This is a genomic window from Acidovorax sp. GW821-FHT10A04 (genome assembly GCF_059415825.1).
Map to the genome: position 1 here is coordinate 1 of NZ_JBWKNZ010000029.1, position 16,707 is coordinate 16,707.

Below are 16,707 nucleotides of genomic sequence, written 5' to 3' on the forward strand. Positions count from 1 at the left end.
CGCGTGTCCTTCGGCACGCGCTCACCCCAGGCCCTGCGCTTCTCGGCACGGTCAGAAGGGGGTGGGAACGGGCTCCATACGGGCCATTGCTTCGCTCGGCCTGTGGTCCTTCGCTGCGCTCGGCTCGCCAGGGCGCTTGCACCGCCCCGTCGGCAGCGCACAGCGCGAACCGACCCCAGGCGCAGCTGCGAAGCAGCAGCCGGGTGGTACCCGCTCCCCACCCCTGCTGGCTGCGCCGAGAAGCACAGGGGCTGGGGTGGGTGCATGTGCCGCAGGACACATGCACTTCGTTGTCTAGCTTGCCGCAGCTGTTTGAGCGGAGTCCGAAGAACGCAGCGAGTTCTGCGGCACTACCCCAGATCCGAGCATCGCAGGTTGCCCGCAGCGAAGCGAAGGGACGCAGACTGGGGGTCGCCTTTTCTTGGCCCACCTTCTTTTGGCGACGCAAAAGAAGGTGGGTGCGCCGCCGGGCGCACATCCCAGCCTCCGCCCTCCAACAAGGCACACAGTCCAAACAAACACCAGGCAGCCACCAAGCCCCGTGCTACCGTCCCCACCATGCTAGCCACCGCCCTCATCAGCACATTCACCATCCTCATCATCCTCGGCCTGCTCGCTGCCCTCTTCCTCGCCCTGCGCGATGCCATGCGCAAAAGCAAAAGCAAGGCCACAGAGAACCCGCCCCCACCCAAGCCCCCTCACCCCCTCGAATGGCTCCTGTACCTGCTCCTCGCCCTCATGTTCGCAGGCATCGGTGCCTGGCACCTCGCACACCCCGATGAACTCATGGGCGGCGGCAAATGGGTGACCGTGGTGCTGGGCCTGGCCTACCTGGCCCTGGGCAAATACGGCCCCGGCATCACCGCACTGGCCGCGGCCGCCGGGTTCTTCGCGTTCTGCATCCAGCGACTGCGCGCGCAGGACTGAAGAGAAGAAGAAGGAGAAGAAGCGCTGCGGCCAGCCAGCCAGCCCGGCTTCAATGCGCCACCCCCCTGCGTCGCCTGCACCACCCCGTCATCCAACTGCAGCACCCGCTCGGCCCAGCGCCCACCGGCCGAAAAATCCACGCAGAACACATTGCCGCGCTGGCCGTGCCAGGCCAGCGGATGGGTGTTGGCGAACAGGTCGGCATCGCCCTTGCCCACCACGCTGCGGTCGATGGGGAGCAAGCGGCGGCTGAAACAAACGGCTTCCCTGAACTGATTTCGTAACGCTTTGTTTGGCCGACCGAGTGTGGTGATGCGAGTCACCGCTTTTTGCGAGGCTCGGCCATACCATGGCACTAGAGAGGCCCCCCTGCTGATCGTAAAAAAACATTCGCCAGATTTCAGGGAGGGGAGGCTGCCACCGTGGCGTGTCCATCGTTCGCTCGTTCGTTCGTTGCGCACGCACTTTCTGAAGAGGCCAATGCGGGCTTCGGCAGGTTTCACCAATACTTCCAAAGATGGGCTTTCTTATGAGATTCTTTTCGTCTTTTGCAAGACATCACTTGCGATCCATCGCCTCCCGCCACCTGGCGCCTGTGGCCTTCAAAGCCTGGCTGCTGCTCGCCCTGGTGACTGGCGGCATGGGCAGCGTGCACGCCGCCACGGTGGTGCAGATGGCCACGGGCTCAAATAGCTCCGCAGCGGTGCTCAGCGACGGAACGCTGTGGACCTGGGGCAACGGCCGGTATGGGCAGTTGGGCACTGGCTCCACGGTCAGTGCAGACAAGCCCGTGCAGATCGGCAGCGGTTTCGCCCAGGTTGCTGTGGGCGATTTGCACATGGTGGGCCTCAAGACCGATGGCACATTGTGGATGTGGGGCGTTGTGGGGACGGCGAGAGCCCAGGAGCTGGCCGTAACCCAGCCGGTGCAGGTGGGCAGTGGCTTTGCGCAGCTGATGACCTCGGAAACCGCCAGGAAGACAGACGGATCCTTCTGGTACTGGGACCATATGAAAAATCTCTTCAACGGGAATGCCGGTAGCGACGGCATATTGGACCGGGCGCCACCCGGCTACCGGCAAATGGTCAGTGGCCGCAACAACGCGTTGTTCTTGCTGGAAGACGGCGCCATACGGTCTGTTTTTTTGAACGTGTACTCCGGGGACCTGTTCATCAACCCGGGCTGGCAGGGCGGCTACGGCAACGCCGGCCCGGTGGACCGTGGTTTCGTGCAGCTGGCCTTGGGCTCCCGCTCGGCCGCAGGCGTGAAGGAGGATGGAACGCTCTGGCAATGGAAAGAGCGCGAAGCCCCCGTGCTGGTGGGTGGCGGCTATCGCCAGGTCACCAAAGGTTCCAGCCACACGGTGGCGCTGAAGGCCGATGGCACGGCCTGGGCCTGGGGCTCCAATGACAAGGGCCAACTGGGCAATGGCACCCAAAGCAACACGGAAATCCCGCAACCGCTTGGCGCCGGGTATGCACAGGTCGCGGCATCCTCCATGCACTCCCTGGCACTCACCACCGACGGCACGCTCCTGGCCTGGGGCAACAACGACTATGGGCAACTGGGTGTGGGGCCGGTGGGGCCATCGCAACCGGCGCCGGTGCGCGTGGTGTTCGAGGGCGCGGGTGCATCCGGGCTAGGCACCATGGTGGCCATCGGGACCCGGACCCGCCTGACGCTGACCGCGTACGTGGAGATCCAACCCGAACACCTGGCCACTGGCGCCAAGGGCAACCCCTACCTCGTGGCCATCACGCCCGACGGCACCATGTACACCTACTCGGTGCCCAATTTCGACCGCCTCAATCCGGCCAACCCGCTGGCCTGGGCCGACCGCCTGCAAAACACATCCACCGTCTTGTTTTTGAACCAGGACATGACCCACTTGTCAGGCACCGCCTTTTTCATCGGCTATGGACTGGGTGCAACCACCGCCGAGAGTTTGGGTGAAATGCTCAACAGCCTGCGCTACAAGCGGGTCTACGACATCCAATAGCCGGTATGTGCAGGTAGATCCCAAGGCAACGCCCGCCCGTACAGGTGGGCGTTTTTTCTGGGCAGCGCTGCAGCAGTGCCACTGCCTGGCAAGGGTGAGATCACTGGCGGCGCCAGCACCGGTGCATCACCGCGAGCACGGCCTTGACTTGGCTGCGTGCTCGCAACCGCCGGGTTCCTGGTGGCCTCCGGCAGCCAGCGGCTTCGCGATGGCGCATGGAAGATGATGCCGCCCTGCGCGCGGCAGGCACCACCGGCTACGGGTTGCCCGGTGTCCCAAATCCCTGCGTGGCCTGCACCACCCCGTCGTCGAACTGCAGCACCCGCTCGGGCCAGCGCAAGGCCGCCAGCTTGAAGTCGTGCCCCACCACCTTGCCCGCCTTGCGCTCGGCCCAGCGCCCACCGGCCGAAAAATCCACGCAGAACACATTGCCGCGCTGGCCGTGCCAGGCCAGCGGGTGGGTGTTGGCAAACAGGTCGGCATCGCCCTTGCCCACCACGCTGCGGTCGATGGGGCGCAGGCGGCGCCAGTAGTGGCCCACCACCACCGGCACATCGTCGCTGTAACTGTTCCACCAGGCCTGGCGCTCGGTAAAGCGCCAGCGCCCACCCGCGAAAAAGGGCGAGCGCCCCGTGCTCTCCACGCCCGAGGTCAGCACCTTGAGCGGGTTGAGCATCTGCTTGTTGGACTCGTTCTCGGCATGCGCATGCAAAAACGGCGGCTGGTGCAGGTTGTTCTCCAGGCCATGCAGCCAGTGCTCCAGCTCCTGGGCCATGCGCTGCTCCAGCGCCGTCTCGCGCGCCTGGCGGCTGGCGGCGCTCTCCCAGTGGTCGTACTCGCTGCGCACCGAGCCCAGGGGCAGCAGGCGCGCGGCCTCGATCTGCACGTCCTGCCAGGCGGCGTGCACCACGCGCAGGTCATCGCGCTCCAGCGCGATGGGCAGCACCGACAGAAACTCCACGATGGAGCGGCGCTGCGCCGGTGTGGGCCGCGCCGAGGGGGCGTACTTGTCGTGGTCGCGCACCATGCGCGCGTCGAAGAACCAGCCCGACCCGTCCTTGGCATCCTCGCGCAGCAAATTGATCTCGTGGTTGCCCAGCACCGCCACCGCCCGGCCCGCCTGCACCAGGCGCTGCGCCAGGCCCAGCACCGCCGGGCTGTCCGGCCCGCGGTCGCAGAAATCGCCCACGAAGACCAGGGTGCGCCCCTGGGCATGGCCGCCCTCGGCGTCGTAGCCCAGGTGCCCGAGCAACTGCACCAGCGCCTCGTACTCGCCATGGATGTCACCCACGATGTCGAGCGGGCCGGGGGGCAGGGGTTGGATCAGGCTCATGGGGGCAACGGGCTCCAGGAGAGTTGTCGTCAAGGGGGGGGTCGGTCATGCCGCTGTGGCAACAATGCCGTCAGCATACCCGCCTGCAACGCGCCCTGGCGCCAGGCAGGCGCCGGCATGCCCTGGGTTGGGGCCGCAGCATCCCCCATAATCGCCGCCCATGCCCCTGGACCGCTGGACCGACCAAGCCCTCTTCTTCGCCTACCGCTGGGCCGACTACGCGCTGCTGAACCTCATGGACGACCCCGCCCTGCTGGCGCTGGTGTTCTGCTGAGGGCAGGCCAGGCCATTCACTCCCACTGCAGCCAGACCCAGGCGCACAGTGCCACACCCACGCCCCACAGCAGCCAGGTGCGGGTGACGAGGTAGGGGTAGAACATCAGCGCCACGCCACTCCAGGTCAGCGCGGGCCGCGCCTGCCGGCGCCCGCGGCGCCACACCACCCAGCCGATGAGGCCGAAGACCAGCGCACCGATGAGGTAGGCCGGGCTGGGCAGCTGCAGGCCCAGGCCCTGCAGCAGTTCGAGTTCGTTCATGGTGGGCACCTTGCCGTCCACAGCGGTGGCCGGCTGCAGGTAAGAGTGCGCCAGCACGCAAAAAGTTGCCCTGGCCTGTCAGAGGTCCACCACCAGCCGCCCCGTCAGCGCGCGCGAGCAGCATGGCAGGAACTGGTCGTTGCGCAACTGCTCCTCGGCCGAGAGGTACATGTCGCGGTGGTCCGGCACGCCCGACACCACGCCCATGAGGCAGGTGCCGCACACGCCCTGCGCGCACGAGGTGGGCACGGCCACGCCGGCGGCGGCCAGGGCCTCGGTGGCGCTGCAGCCGGCCGGCACATCCACCACACGGCCCGAGCGGGCCAGCACCAGCTCAAAGGCCGCATCGCCGTCGCCGCGCAGCAGCTGCGGCGCCGCGAACAGCTCCACGTGCACACGCTCGCCCGCCCAGCCCTGCGCGGCAGCGGCCGACTGCACGGCCTGCACGAAGCGCGCGGGGCCGCAGGCATACACATGGGTGCCCGCTGCGGCCTGCGCCAGCAACTGGCCGATGTCCATGCGCGCCGGCACCTCGCCCCCGCTGCTGCAATACAGGTGCGAGCGCTCCGCCAGGCCCGGCGCCGCCAAGGCCCCCAGCAGCGCCGCACGCTCGCGCTCCTGCACCGCATAGTGCAGCGCGAAATGCTTGCCATCGCCCGCCTGCACCAGTTGCTGCGCCATGCAGAGGATGGGCGTGATGCCGATGCCCCCGGCCAGCAGCAAATGGTGGCTGGCGCCCTCGGCCAGCGCGAACAGGTTGCGCGGGCGGCCGATGCGCAGCACGTCACCTTCCTGCACGGCATCGTGCAGCGCGCGCGATCCGCCGCGCGACGCGGGCTCGCGCAGCACGCAGATCAGGTAGCGCCAAAGCTCGTGCGGCGCGCTGCAGATCGAGTAGGGCCGCACCATGGCTCCGGGCAGGTGCACGTCCACATGCGCCCCCGCGCGGAAGGCCGGCAGCGCATCCCCGTGCGGGTGCACCAGCTCGAAGGCCTCGATGCCGCGCGCCTCGGGCCAGCGGCGGGCCACCCGCACGGCAAGGGTGTTCATCCCGGCGGCGGCAGTCATTCGCCTTCCAGGAAATTGCCGGCGTCGAAAACGACGGGGGGCGCATCGGGATCGAAGCCCACCCCCGCCGGATCTTCCCCGCGCTGCACCTTGTCCACCTGCTGCTGCAGCAGGCGGCGCAGCATGACGATGCCGCGGTCGCTGGTGGCCAGGTGCTCTTCGGAATGGTGGGTGATGGGGCCCTGGCTCACCATGGCCTCGTAGTCGCCCGGCATGGCGCGGTGCTCTTGCTCGGTCAGTTCCTCCCACAGCTTGCCGTTCATGCGCGAGCGCATGCGCGCCAGCTCACCCACCTCGGCCACGCGGCCCACCACGTAGATGCGAAAGTGGTGGTCGTCGATGGGCAGCACCCAGCCCAGCGATTCCACGCGCCCGTAGCGCCCCAGCCGGGGGCTCGGTATCACGCGCAGCGTGGGCAGGCCGGCCTGACTGATGCGGCGGAAGGTGCGGCCGTCCGGCAGGGTGCGCAGCGAGGTGGTGCGCACGCCCAGGGGCACGGTGTCCCAGGTCACCTTGGGCATCTCGGCCATCTGCTCGACGAACTGCGTGCCGCTGAAGGTCGAATGCAGCACCACCACGTGGAAAGGGTCCACCAGGTTCTCGTAGTGCTGCAGCCAGTTGCACGGCACGATGGCCGGGCCGCCGCCGCCGATGCTGGCGTCGTTGGCCTCCAGCAGCTCGCCCGCGTCCAGCCGCTCCAGCGCGTCGTAGCGCGGCAGCACCGGCTTCTTGTCGGCAGGGCCCAGGTAGGCCCATACCAAGCCGTACTGCTCCTGCACGGGGTACCAGGGCTGGCGCACCTTGCCGCGTGCGCGGCCCATCTCGGGCTCGCAGGGCTGCTCCACGCAGTGGCCCTCCACATCGAACAGCCAGCCGTGGTAGCAGCAGCGGATGCCGCGCTCCTCCACCTTGCCGTAGTACAGCGACGTGCCCCGGTGCGCGCAGTGCGGGTACACCAGGCCGGGCCGGCCGGTCTTGTCGCGAAACAGGATCAGGTCTTCCCCCAGCACGCGCACCTGGCGCGGCGTGTCGGTGGCGTCGGCCGCCAGACCGATGGGGTGCCAGTAGCGGCGCAGCAGTTCGCCCATGGGCGTGCCCGCGCCCACCTGGGCCAGCGTGAGGTTGGAAGACGGCGCGGCCAGTCCGTAGGCCGTGCCGGTGTCGACGGCGATGGGGATCACCTTGTGGGGTGCAGTGCCGGGGTTCATGCAGTGAATTCCTTGTTGTCCGAAATCAGTCGAGGGTCACGCCCGCCGCTTTGATGAGTTCTGCCACCCGCGGGTAGTCGGCCGCATAGCTGGCCTTGAACTGCGCCGCCGTGTTGCCCAGGGGCTCGAAGCCGAAGCTCGCCAGCTTCTCGCGCACCTCGGGCATCCTGGTGATCTCGCGCAGCGCGTCGTTCCACTTCTGCAGCACGGCGGGCGGCGTCTTCGCGGGGGCGTACACGCCGATCCAGCTGTCCAGGTCGAAGCCGGCGAAGCCCTGCTCCGCAAAGGTCTTGACCTCCGGAAGCGACGACACGCGCCCGCTGGCCGCGATGCCCAGCACCTTCATGCGCCCGCCCTGCGCCTGGGCCCGCGCCGTGGCCGGGTTGGCCCAGGCAAAGTCCAGCTGGCCGCCGAACAGGTCGTTGTGCGCCGCGGCCTCGGCCTTGTAGGGCACGTGGATCAATTCCGCCCCCGTCTGGCGCTTGAGCAGCTCGCCCATCAGGTGCGCGGCCGAACCGTTGCCCCAGGTGCCGTAGGTCAGGTTCTTCTTCTGCCGGGCAAACGCCACGAACTCCGGCAGGTTGCTATAGGGCGCATCGGCGCGCGCCACCAGCATGGGCCCGCCCAGCGCAAGCTGCGAGATGGGCTCGAAGTCCTTCACCGGGTCGTACGGCAGCTTGGGCTGCAGGATGGCGTTGTTGATGTGCGTGAGCGGCAGCGTCAGCATCACCGTATGCCCGTCCGGCGCGGCCTTGGCCACCGCATCGGCGGCAATGATGCCGCTGGCGCCCGGCTTGGCATCCACGATGATGCTCTGCCCCCAGCGCTGCTGCAGCTTGTCGGCATACACGCGCGCAATCGCATCGATGGGCCCGCCCGCCGTGCCGAAGGGCACGATGCGGATCACCCGCGAGGGAAAGGCGTTCGCGTTCGCCTGTGCGGTGGCCTGCGCCCATGCCGCGCCGCCGGGCAGCGCCAAGGCCGCGCCCAGGGCCAGCACGGTTCGCCTGCGCACGCGCAGTCCTGCATTCTTGGTCATGTCTTGTCTCCGTTGTCGTTCATCGTTGGTGGCCGGCGCAATCCGCATCGCGCATCGCCTGGGGTACCGTTACGATAGGAGACAAGCCGACATGGATCAATTCAAACGTTTGGATAGCTGATATGGGCCAGTCTGATATCCGGGGCCTGGACCTGCCCATGCTGCGCACCTTCGATGCGCTGCTGCGCGAGGGCAGCGTGTCGCGCGCGGCCGCGCGCCTGTTCCTGAGCCAGCCGGCGGTGAGCGCATCGCTCAAGCGCCTGCGCGAGGTCTTTGGCGACCCGCTGTTCACGCGCACCAGCCACGGCATCGTGCCCACGCCGCGCGCACTCGCGCTGGCGCCGCGCGTGGAGGCCGTGCTGCACGAGATGCACAAGCTCATGAGCCTGGAGCAGGCGTTCGACCCCGCCACGTCCGACCGCATCCTGCGCATCACCGGCAGCGACCATACCTGCCGCGTGATGCTGCCCCTGCTGTGCGCCGAGCTCACGCGGCTGGGCTCGCGCATGCGCCTGTCCTGGGAGCTGGCCGACTACGGCCGCCTCACCGAGCGCTTGCGCAAGGGCGACGTGGACGTGGGCCTGCACCCGCGCCTGTCGCCCGCCAACGGGGTCGAATCCACGCTGCTCTACGACGACGGCTACGTGGCCGTGGCGCGCCACGGCCACCCGGCCCTGGCCGCGCCCATGGGGCTCGATGCCTTCTGCACCGCGCCCCACGTGGTGCTGGGGCAGACCCGCTCCGTACTCGACGACACCGTGGACCAGGCCCTGGCCCGCAAAGGCCGCCAGCGCCTGGTGCAGGCCGCCGTGGCCACCTTCAGCCAGATGGTGGAGCTGATGTGCGGCGACGAGCACAGCGCCCTCATCGCCGTGTTCCCGCAGCGCGTGGCCCGCCACTACGCCGCCCAGCTCGCCAGCACCGCCCTGCCCGTGGAGCTGCCCGACTACCGCCTCTACGTCTGCTGGGCCGAACGCTCCAATGCCGACCCCGCCGTGCTCTGGCTCAAGGACGAGATCCTGCAGCACGGCCACGCCATGGGCAAGGACTGACAGATCTCGCCGCCCAGAAGGTGTGATGCATCCGGCGTCTCCGGGCAGGCCGCCACAATGGGTGCGATTCAGGCGCAAAGCGCAGCCATGGCCCGGGCCATGGCGAGCATTTGCTTTCGACGGGTGTGCGTGTCGTGGCGGCATCAGCGCGCATGTCGGCTTCGTTCATACCTGCTCAGCTGTCGGGCGTGATCTTCGCCTCGCGGATCAGCCGGGCCCAGCGCGCCTGCTCCGCCCGCATGAAGGACCCCAGGCGCTCCGGCGTGCCGCCGCTGTCCTCGGCGCCGATCTCGGCCAGCTTGGCCTGCAGGTCGGCCGATGCCAGGACCTGGTTCACGTCCGCATTCATGCGCTGCACCAGGGCCGCCGACATGGCCGCGGGCGCGGCCAGCGCAAACCAGATGCTCGCGTCGAAGCCGGCATAGCCTTTTTCGGCCAGGGTCGGCAGGTCGGCAAAGCCCTTGGCCCGCTGCAGGCGGGTGGTGGCCAGGCCCTGCAGCTTGCCCGCCTTGAGGTAAGGCGTGGCCGTGGTCATGCCCTCGAAGCAGGCATCGATCTGCCCGCCCAGCAGGTCCGTGACCATGGGCGCCGACCCTTTGTAGGGAACGTGCAGCACCTCGATCCCGGCGCGCCGGCGCAGCTCCTCCATCGCCAGGTGCTGGGCAGAGCCCGTGCCGGCCGAGCCAAAGCTCACCCGCCCGGGCTGCTGGCGGCAGCGCTCGATCAAGGCTTCCAGGCTGCGCAGGCCCTTGTCGGGCTTGCACATAACCACCATCGGCGTGGCGCCCACCATGGTGATCGGCGCGAAGTCCTTTTCCGCGGAATAGCCGAGCTTGGGGTACAGCCCGGGCGCGATGCCGTTGCTGCTGATGTGGGCCAGCAGCAAGGTGTTGCCATCGCCCGGCTGCTTGGCCACGTAGTCTGCGGCAAGGGTGCCGGACACACCGGCGCGGTTCTCCACGATCACCGTGCGGCCCCACAGCACCTGCAGCTTCTGCGCCAGCAGGCGCGCCAGAATGTCGGTGCCGCCCCCGGGCGGAAAACCCACGACCAGCTTGATGGGCCCGGACGGAAGTGTTGCGGCGGCGGCGGCGGTGGCCGGGCCTGCGGGGGCTGCGACGGCGCCCAGCACGGGCAGGCCCGCTGCTGCAGCCGTTGCGGCCAGCAGCCATTGGCGGCGGTTGCTTTGCATGGTGTTTGTCTCCTTGTCGGTATTGTTGTCGTGAATGGGGCCGCCTATGCCGCGGCCAGGGCCCCGGTCCGCGGCATCGCAAAGCCCAGCGCGTCGAGGCGCTGCGCGAGCGCCTGCGCCTGGTCCGGCGCCAGTGCCACCAGCGGCGGGCGCACCTGTGCCCAGCTGGCATCGCCCGTCGCCCGGGCCAGGGCCCACTTCATCGCGGCGATGATGGGAAAGGCCTGGAAGGCCGCACGCACGGCGTCCAGTTGCGCCTGCTGCGCGTCGGCGTCCGGCGCCTGCCAGCTGCGGTACAGCCGCGCAATGGCCGCGGGGTTGACATTGCCCGTGGCCGTGATGCAGCCGGCGCCCCCCGCTCGCAGGGTGGACAGCAGCAGCGTCTCGTTGCCCGCAAACACATCGAAGCCCGCGGGCTGGAACTCGCGCAGCAGCAGCGCGGTGTTGCTGGCGTCGCCCGAGCTGTCCTTGATGCCCGCCACCACGCCGGGGTAGGCCTTGAGCAGGCGCTCGATCAGCGCCGGGCCGATGCCTACCTGCGCCACCGGCGGTATGTGGTACAGGTACACGCGCAGCCGCGCATCGGCCACCCCCTCGATCACGCGGGCGAAGTAGGCGAACAACCCCTCGTCGCCCGTGCCCTTGTAGTAGAACGGCGGCAGCACCAGCACCCCGGCGCAGCCCAGCTGCACGGCGTGGCGCGTCAGTTCCACCGTCTCCGGGATCGCGCAGGTGCCGGTGCCCGGCATCAGGCGCTGGCCTGGTATGCCGCCAGCCGCCAGGTGGTCGAGCAGCTGGCGCTTTTCCAGGAGCGACAGCGAATTCCCCTCAGAGTTGGTGCCAAAGACTGCCAGCCCCACATCCTGCGACAGCAGCCAGCGGCAGTGGTCCAGCAGGCGCACGGGCGATGGCGCGCCGTCGGCCCCGAAGGGTGTGACCACGGGCGACAGCACGCCCTGCAGGCGCGGCGCGCCGCTCACAGCGCGCTCCCGTCGATGCGCGTCCAGCGGGCGTGGCGCGCAATCTCCTGCTCGTCGAAGTCGAAGCCCAGGCCCGGGGTGGTGTGCAGCGTGATCTGGCCGTTGCGCTGCCCGAGCTGGCGGTCGATCAGGCGGCGGAAGTTCAGCACCTGGTCGTCCCAGAAGAACTCCACATAGCGCGCATTGGGCGTGGCCGCTACCAGCGGCGCATGCACGTCGTGGAACCAGTGCGGGCACATCACCACGCCATGGCTGGCCGCGTTGGCCGCAATGCGCCGCCATTCGGTGATGCCGCCGCACACCACGGCATCGGTCTGCAGGATGGCGGCGGCCTGCTTTTCCAGCAGCGCCTGGTGGTACCAGCGGCCATAGCCGATCTCTGCCGTGGCCACCGGCACGCGCGTGGCGCGCGCCAGCCGCGCATGGTTGTCGATGTCGTCGGGCGAGAACGGCTCCTCGATGAAGTATGGGCGGTAGGGCTCGAAGCGCTGCATGTACTGCAGTGCTTGCGTCAGGTCGGTCCAGCCGTTGTTGCAGTCCATCATCAGCTCCACGTCCGGCCCCACGGCCTCGCGGGCCGCGCGCAGGCGCGCCTCTTCCTCGGCCGGGGACAGGCGCCCGGTCTTCATCTTCACCGCCTGGAAGCCCATGGCCACGTAGCTGGCCATCTCCTCGCCCAGGTGCTGCGGCGTCTTGCCGTCGAGGTAGTAGCCGCCGCTGGCATAGCCGGGCACCGTGTCCAGCGCGTTGGCGCCCAGGTAGCGGTGCAGGGGCAGGCCCACGCTGCGTGCGTTCAGGTCCCACAGCGCGGTGTCCAGCGCGCTGATGGCGCGCATCACCGTGCCGGCGCGGCCGTGCAGCAGCGCCTCCTGGTACATCTGCGCCCACAGCCCCTCCACCTCGTGCGAATCGCGGCCGATCAGCACCTTGGCCAGCAGGTCCTCCACGGCCACGGTGAACAGCCGGCCCGCGGCGCTGCCGACATAGCAAAAGCCGATGCCCGAGAGCCCCTCGTCGGAGCGGACACGGACCAGGCCGTAGTGGCGCGCGCTCACGGTACGGCGCGCGAAGGAGGTGACACGGTCCAGCGGCAGGGCAACGGCGCAGACTTCGATGGATTGGATACGGGGCATAGGGATTGAATCGGATGAAAGCCAAGGGAGACTTCATTCTGGGCAGGCGACACCATCGGTTCAAGCACGCTCAGGCATAATCAAAAGATGCAAAAAGCATCTTCTTGATGTGCTTGCATTCCCTATGGACACCCAGTTTCTGCACACCTTCAGCCGCGTCGTCGAACTGGGTTCGATGGCCGCCGCCGCGCGCGAGCTCAACCTCACGCCCGCCACGGTGGCGCAGCGCGTGCACGCGCTGGAGGTCGACCTGGGCAGCCGCCTCATCGGGCGCACGGGCCGCACCGTCAAGCCCACCGCCGCCGGCCTGCGCGTGATGGAGCGCGCGCCCGCCGTGCTGCGCGAGGTGCGCGACCTGCGCTCCGTGGCCAGCGCCACGCGCCTGCCTGCCGGGCCGCTCAAGCTGGGCACCACGCCCGTCGGCATGACGGGCATGCTCCCGCCCATCCTGCGCACCTGGACAAAGCGCCACGAAGACATCGAGATCTACATCGAGCCGGCTCCCACCACCCAGCTGTACACGCGCGTCCTCAATGGCGAGCTCGACGCCGCGCTGCTCGTGCACCCGCTGTTCGAGCTGCCCAAGGTGTGCGAATGGCGCCTGCTGCGGCGCGAAAAGCTGGTGCTCGTCACCGCGCGCGAGCTGAAGGTCAAGGACGTGCTACAGACCCTGGCGGCCGAGCCCTTCATCCTGTACGACCGCAAGGTGGTGGGCGGGCGCCTGGCCGACGGCTACCTGCGCGCCCACGGCATACGGCCGCGCGTGCGCTTCGAGCTCGACGGCATCGACGCCATCGCCAAGCTCGTGGCCGAGGGCCTGGGCATTTCGGTGCTGCCCGACTGGGCGGTCATCGGGCCGGTGGACCCGCGGCTGCGCAAGCACCCCCTGCCCGGTACCTCACCCGAACGCGAAGTGGGCCTGCTGTGGCTGCGCGGGGCCGTGCGCGCAGCGCTGGCGCAGGAGTTCCACGGCGTGGCGCAGGAGCACTTTTCGGCCTGATCCACGGGACCGCGGGCCGGGACTCATGCCCGCTGCGGCTGCGCTGCCTGCACCCACGCCCGCGGCCCCTGCCCCACCACCTGCGTGAACGCGCGCGAGAACGATGACGCACTGGCATAGCCGAGCTGGTCCGCCGCGGCCTTGACCGGGGTGCCCTGGCGCAGCAGGGTCTGCGCAATGGCCATGCGCCACTGGGCCAGGTAGTCCGCCGGGGGCTGGCCCACGTGGGTGCGAAAGGCCGCGGCGAACGCGCTGCGCGACATGCCGGCCTGTGCGGCCATGGTGTCCAGCGTCCAGTCGGCCTCGGGCCGCTCGTGCAAGGCCACCAGGGTGCGAGCCAGGCGCGGCTCGGCCAGGCCGGTGAGCAGGCCGGCGGGCAGCTCGGTCTCGCCCGTGTGGTCCAGCAGCCAGCGCAGCAGCTGGATCACCAGCACCTCGAACAGGCGGTCGGCCAGCAGGCGCTGGCCGCAGCGCAGGCGCTCGGTCTCGGCGAACAGCAACGCCAGCGTATGTTCCAGGCCGTCCACCTCGCGCAGCGGCAGGGCCAGCAGCGGCGGCAGTGCGCGCACCAGCGGGTGGCTGTCGCCGCCCTCGAAGTCCAGCGTGGCGCAGACGAAATCGGCCCCGTCCACCGGCGCGTTGTGGAAGTCGTGCGCCAGCGGCCGCGGGTAGAACAGCAGCGTGGGCTCGGTCACCTGCAGCCGGCGCTTGACGCCGCGTGCGCGGTGCGTGACCTCCATCTCGCCACTGCGCAGCACGTGCAGAAACCCCCGCCCCGGCTGCGCCGCGAAGTGCGTCACACCGCACAGCGGCCCCGCATGGAACAGGTGTGCCCGCAGGCGAAAGCGCTCGAGCAGCGCGGACAGCCGGTCGATGGGTTGTGGCAGAGGGGCATTCATGTCGGCAGGGCCCAATCAGGACGAAATGGCATGTTTCAAGGACACAACGCGCCATATTTTACTGCACCGGGGCGCAAACTTCATTCCACGGTTTCTGCAGCAGCCACCCTCCTGCAGACGCCGCGACAAGCCTCCATCGACATACCACCCCAAGGAAAGTAGCCAGCCATGCGACGCACCTTCTCCCGCAGCAGCCTCCTCCACCGCAGCGCCACCGCGCTGGCCCTGGTGGCCCTGGCCTGCAGCGCCAGCGCCCACGACGCGCACCGCCACGGCAAGGCCACCGGCAAGAACGACCCGCACACCGGCGGCATCCGCACCGCACCGGCGCCCAAGGTCAAGCCGGCCTTCGACATCTTCCACACCCGCATCAGCACCGAAGGCAACACCGCCGTCTTCCACGTGGCTGTGTCGGGCAAGGCCGGCGCCACCAGGCCCGCCAGGTCGGGCAAGCTGGCCGGCAGCGCGGTGTTCTCGTACGTCTGGCCGACCACGCTGGACCCATCCACCGTGGGCTTCGAGCCCAAGGCCGGCATCCTGGCCTTTGCCGTGACCTCGCACCCCGACTTCGACGACACGCCGCTGTTCGACGAGAACGGCGACGGCAACCCCGCCAACGATGGCGATGTGTGGCACTCGCACTGGGTGGTGCTGCAGCCCGACGATGCCTGCGGCAAGGGCAAGCTCAAGGTGGTGGACATCCCCGAAGGCGCCAAGCCCCGGCTGCCCAAGACCTGGCCCGGCCTGCCCATCCTGATCGACAGCCCCGGCTGGCACCCGCATTTCAGCGGCCAGACGCTGGAGGTGAAGGTGCCCTTCGACGATATCGGCGTGGTGCAGGCCGCCAGCTTCGACGGCGTGGCCGCCGTGCTGCGCGTGAACGCCAGCGTGCATGCGCCGCTGCTGTGCGTGCCCGATGTGATGAAGGTCGCCTCGGGCGACCTGTCACTCCCCGGCAAAGTGAACCGCTGAATTCCCTGCTCCTTCCCCAACCCCAACCAACCCTGACCAAGGAACCACCACCATGAACCGCATCCCCCTGATCGACCGCGCATCCGCCCCCGCCAGCGTCGCCGGCACGCTCGACGCCATCCACGGCGCCTTCGGCGCCACGCCCAACATGTTCCGCACGGCGGCCCAGTCGCCCGCCGCACTCAACGCCATGTGGGGCTTCTTCGGTGCGCTGGGCAACGGCAGCAGCATCGATGCCCAGCTCGGCGAAAAGATTGCCGTGGCCGTGGCCAACCGCAACGACTGCCATTACTGCCTGGCCGCCCACACCGCCCTGGGCCGCAAGGCCGGCGCCAGCGCCGCCGAAATGGGTGCCGCGCAGACCGGCCAGTCCGACGACCCCCGCACCGCCGCCGCCCTGGCCTTTGCCCTGAAGCTCGTGGAAGCCCGCGGCCAGGTGTCCGAAGCCGACGTGCAGGCCCTGCGCAGCGCCGGCTTCAGCGACGGCCAGGCGGTCGAGATCGTCGCCCACGTAGCGCTCAACCTGTTCACCAACTATGTGAACGTGGCCTTCGCGGTGCCGGTGGACTTTCCTTCCGTAGCGCTCAAGCGCTGAAAGGCCTGGCCATGGACTACGCACCCGAGTTGGAGATTGCCCAGTGGCTCAACACCGATGCGCCCATCACGCTGCAAGGCCTGCGCGGCAAGGTGGTGGTGATCCACGCCTTCCAGATGCTCTGCCCCGGCTGCGTGGCCCATGGCCTGCCCCAGGCTGCCGCCCTCCACGCCATGTTCGACGAGCGCGATGTGGCCGTGCTGGGGCTGCACTCGGTGTTCGAACACCATGCGGTGATGACGCCGCAGGCGCTCGAAGCCTTCGTGCACGAGTACCGGCTCCCCTTTCCCATCGGCATCGATAGGCCGGATGCCAGTGGGCCGCTTCCGCGCACCATGCAGGCCTACGGTTTGCGCGGTACGCCCAGCCTGTTGCTGATCGATCGCAGGGGGCGCTTGAGGCTGAACAACTTCGGTCGCATCGATGACATGCGAGTGGGGGCTCTCGTGGCGCGGCTAGTGGCCGAGCCGGAGGCCGTAGCCCGGGCCGGAATGGCTTCGGGCGAGGCCACGCCTGCTGCTGGCGATGTTCATGCGCGGGGCGCGGTCTGTGATGCCAATGGCTGCGTGGTGTCTGGTTGAGCGTCTGCAGGGGAGCGATGGATTGCGATGGCTCTGCGCTTGTTGGCGGCGTGCTTTTGCAAAGGGCGGGGGCCGGGATGTGCGCCCGGCGGCGCAGTAACTTTCTCTTGCGTCGCCAAGAGAAAGTCACCAAAGAGAAGGCGACCCCCAGTCTGCGTCCCCCGTACGCCCTGTCGGGCGAACGGGGGCAGCC

At 68.9% G+C, this 16,707-nt stretch carries 16 protein-coding genes; 7 read left to right on the forward strand and 9 right to left on the reverse strand.

Features of this window, described 5'->3' with window-relative positions; genetic code table 11:
* The first annotated feature begins 558 nt into the window (after nucleotides 1-558).
* Together AC07PF_RS32850 and AC07PF_RS32855 are read left to right on the forward strand one after the other, a co-directional pair.
* Entirely contained in the window at nucleotides 559-927 is a 369-nt protein-coding gene (locus tag AC07PF_RS32850) for a hypothetical protein (protein WP_494614713.1), read from the forward strand.
* Between the two features lie 517 nt (nucleotides 928-1,444).
* Complete coding sequence (locus AC07PF_RS32855; RefSeq protein ID WP_494614714.1) at nucleotides 1,445-2,926, forward strand: RCC1 domain-containing protein; 1,482 nt, start codon at nucleotides 1,445-1,447, stop codon at nucleotides 2,924-2,926.
* Nucleotides 2,927-3,182: 256 nt separating this feature from the next.
* Here the strand turns inward: AC07PF_RS32855 and AC07PF_RS32860 are convergent, their stop codons facing one another.
* The 5 genes from AC07PF_RS32860 to AC07PF_RS32880 all read right to left on the reverse strand — a co-directional run bounded on the left by AC07PF_RS32860 (nucleotide 3,183) and on the right by AC07PF_RS32880 (nucleotide 8,110).
* The gene (locus AC07PF_RS32860; RefSeq protein WP_007856794.1) at nucleotides 3,183-4,259 is read right to left on the reverse strand and encodes a metallophosphoesterase; all 1,077 of its coding nucleotides are present in this window, start codon (nucleotides 4,257-4,259) and stop codon (nucleotides 3,183-3,185) included.
* Nucleotides 4,260-4,549: 290 nt separating this feature from the next.
* Entirely contained in the window at nucleotides 4,550-4,852 is a 303-nt protein-coding gene (locus AC07PF_RS32865; protein ID WP_494606276.1) for a hypothetical protein, read from the reverse strand.
* A 21-nt stretch (nucleotides 4,853-4,873) separates the two neighbouring features.
* Nucleotides 4,874-5,863, reverse strand: a complete 990-nt coding sequence (locus AC07PF_RS32870) for a PDR/VanB family oxidoreductase (RefSeq protein ID WP_494614715.1) — start codon at nucleotides 5,861-5,863, stop codon at nucleotides 4,874-4,876.
* Nucleotides 5,860-7,071 carry a Rieske 2Fe-2S domain-containing protein gene (locus AC07PF_RS32875; protein WP_494614716.1) on the reverse strand — a complete coding sequence of 404 codons (1,212 nt, stop codon included), beginning with the start codon at nucleotides 7,069-7,071 and terminating at the stop codon, nucleotides 5,860-5,862. Before AC07PF_RS32875 ends, AC07PF_RS32870 begins: the two co-directional genes overlap by 4 nt.
* Before the next feature lie 25 nt (nucleotides 7,072-7,096).
* Nucleotides 7,097-8,110, reverse strand: coding sequence for a Bug family tripartite tricarboxylate transporter substrate binding protein (locus tag AC07PF_RS32880; RefSeq protein ID WP_494614717.1), 1,014 nt, complete (start codon nucleotides 8,108-8,110; stop codon nucleotides 7,097-7,099).
* A 122-nt stretch (nucleotides 8,111-8,232) separates the two neighbouring features.
* Here AC07PF_RS32880 and AC07PF_RS32885 point away from each other — a divergent pair, with 122 nt between their 5' ends.
* Nucleotides 8,233-9,162 (forward strand): LysR family transcriptional regulator, encoded by a 930-nt coding sequence (locus tag AC07PF_RS32885; RefSeq protein WP_494614718.1) that lies wholly within the window; start codon nucleotides 8,233-8,235, stop codon nucleotides 9,160-9,162.
* A 175-nt stretch (nucleotides 9,163-9,337) separates the two neighbouring features.
* Here the strand turns inward: AC07PF_RS32885 and AC07PF_RS32890 are convergent, their stop codons facing one another.
* From AC07PF_RS32890 to AC07PF_RS32900, 3 genes are read right to left on the reverse strand one after another with little or no spacing between them, the layout of a single operon-like run.
* Complete coding sequence (locus AC07PF_RS32890) at nucleotides 9,338-10,354, reverse strand: Bug family tripartite tricarboxylate transporter substrate binding protein (RefSeq protein WP_494614719.1); 1,017 nt, start codon at nucleotides 10,352-10,354, stop codon at nucleotides 9,338-9,340.
* Between the two features lie 44 nt (nucleotides 10,355-10,398).
* Nucleotides 10,399-11,334 (reverse strand): dihydrodipicolinate synthase family protein, encoded by a 936-nt coding sequence (locus tag AC07PF_RS32895; protein ID WP_494614720.1) that lies wholly within the window; start codon nucleotides 11,332-11,334, stop codon nucleotides 10,399-10,401.
* Nucleotides 11,331-12,467, reverse strand: a complete 1,137-nt coding sequence (locus AC07PF_RS32900) for a mandelate racemase/muconate lactonizing enzyme family protein (RefSeq protein WP_494614721.1) — start codon at nucleotides 12,465-12,467, stop codon at nucleotides 11,331-11,333. Before AC07PF_RS32900 ends, AC07PF_RS32895 begins: the two co-directional genes overlap by 4 nt.
* Nucleotides 12,468-12,591: 124 nt before the next feature.
* Between AC07PF_RS32900 and AC07PF_RS32905 the strand changes: the two genes are divergently transcribed.
* A complete protein-coding gene (locus AC07PF_RS32905; protein ID WP_007856784.1) occupies nucleotides 12,592-13,467 on the forward strand; it encodes a LysR family transcriptional regulator in 876 nt (291 codons plus the stop codon).
* A gap of 23 nt (nucleotides 13,468-13,490) precedes the next feature.
* Here the strand turns inward: AC07PF_RS32905 and AC07PF_RS32910 are convergent, their stop codons facing one another.
* A complete protein-coding gene (locus tag AC07PF_RS32910; RefSeq protein WP_494614722.1) occupies nucleotides 13,491-14,366 on the reverse strand; it encodes an AraC family transcriptional regulator in 876 nt (291 codons plus the stop codon).
* Between the two features lie 168 nt (nucleotides 14,367-14,534).
* On the opposite strand from AC07PF_RS32910, the gene AC07PF_RS32915 reads away from it, so the two are divergent.
* Genes AC07PF_RS32915 through AC07PF_RS32925 form a run of 3 tightly spaced genes read left to right on the forward strand, consistent with a single transcriptional unit; the run spans nucleotide 14,535 to nucleotide 16,514 of the window.
* Nucleotides 14,535-15,338 (forward strand): hypothetical protein, encoded by an 804-nt coding sequence (locus tag AC07PF_RS32915; protein WP_494614723.1) that lies wholly within the window; start codon nucleotides 14,535-14,537, stop codon nucleotides 15,336-15,338.
* Nucleotides 15,339-15,390: 52 nt separating this feature from the next.
* Nucleotides 15,391-15,933 carry a carboxymuconolactone decarboxylase family protein gene (locus AC07PF_RS32920; RefSeq protein ID WP_494614724.1) on the forward strand — a complete coding sequence of 181 codons (543 nt, stop codon included), beginning with the start codon at nucleotides 15,391-15,393 and terminating at the stop codon, nucleotides 15,931-15,933.
* Nucleotides 15,934-15,944: 11 nt separating this feature from the next.
* A complete protein-coding gene (locus AC07PF_RS32925; protein ID WP_494614725.1) occupies nucleotides 15,945-16,514 on the forward strand; it encodes a peroxiredoxin family protein in 570 nt (189 codons plus the stop codon).
* Nucleotides 16,515-16,707: the final 193 nt, after the last annotated feature.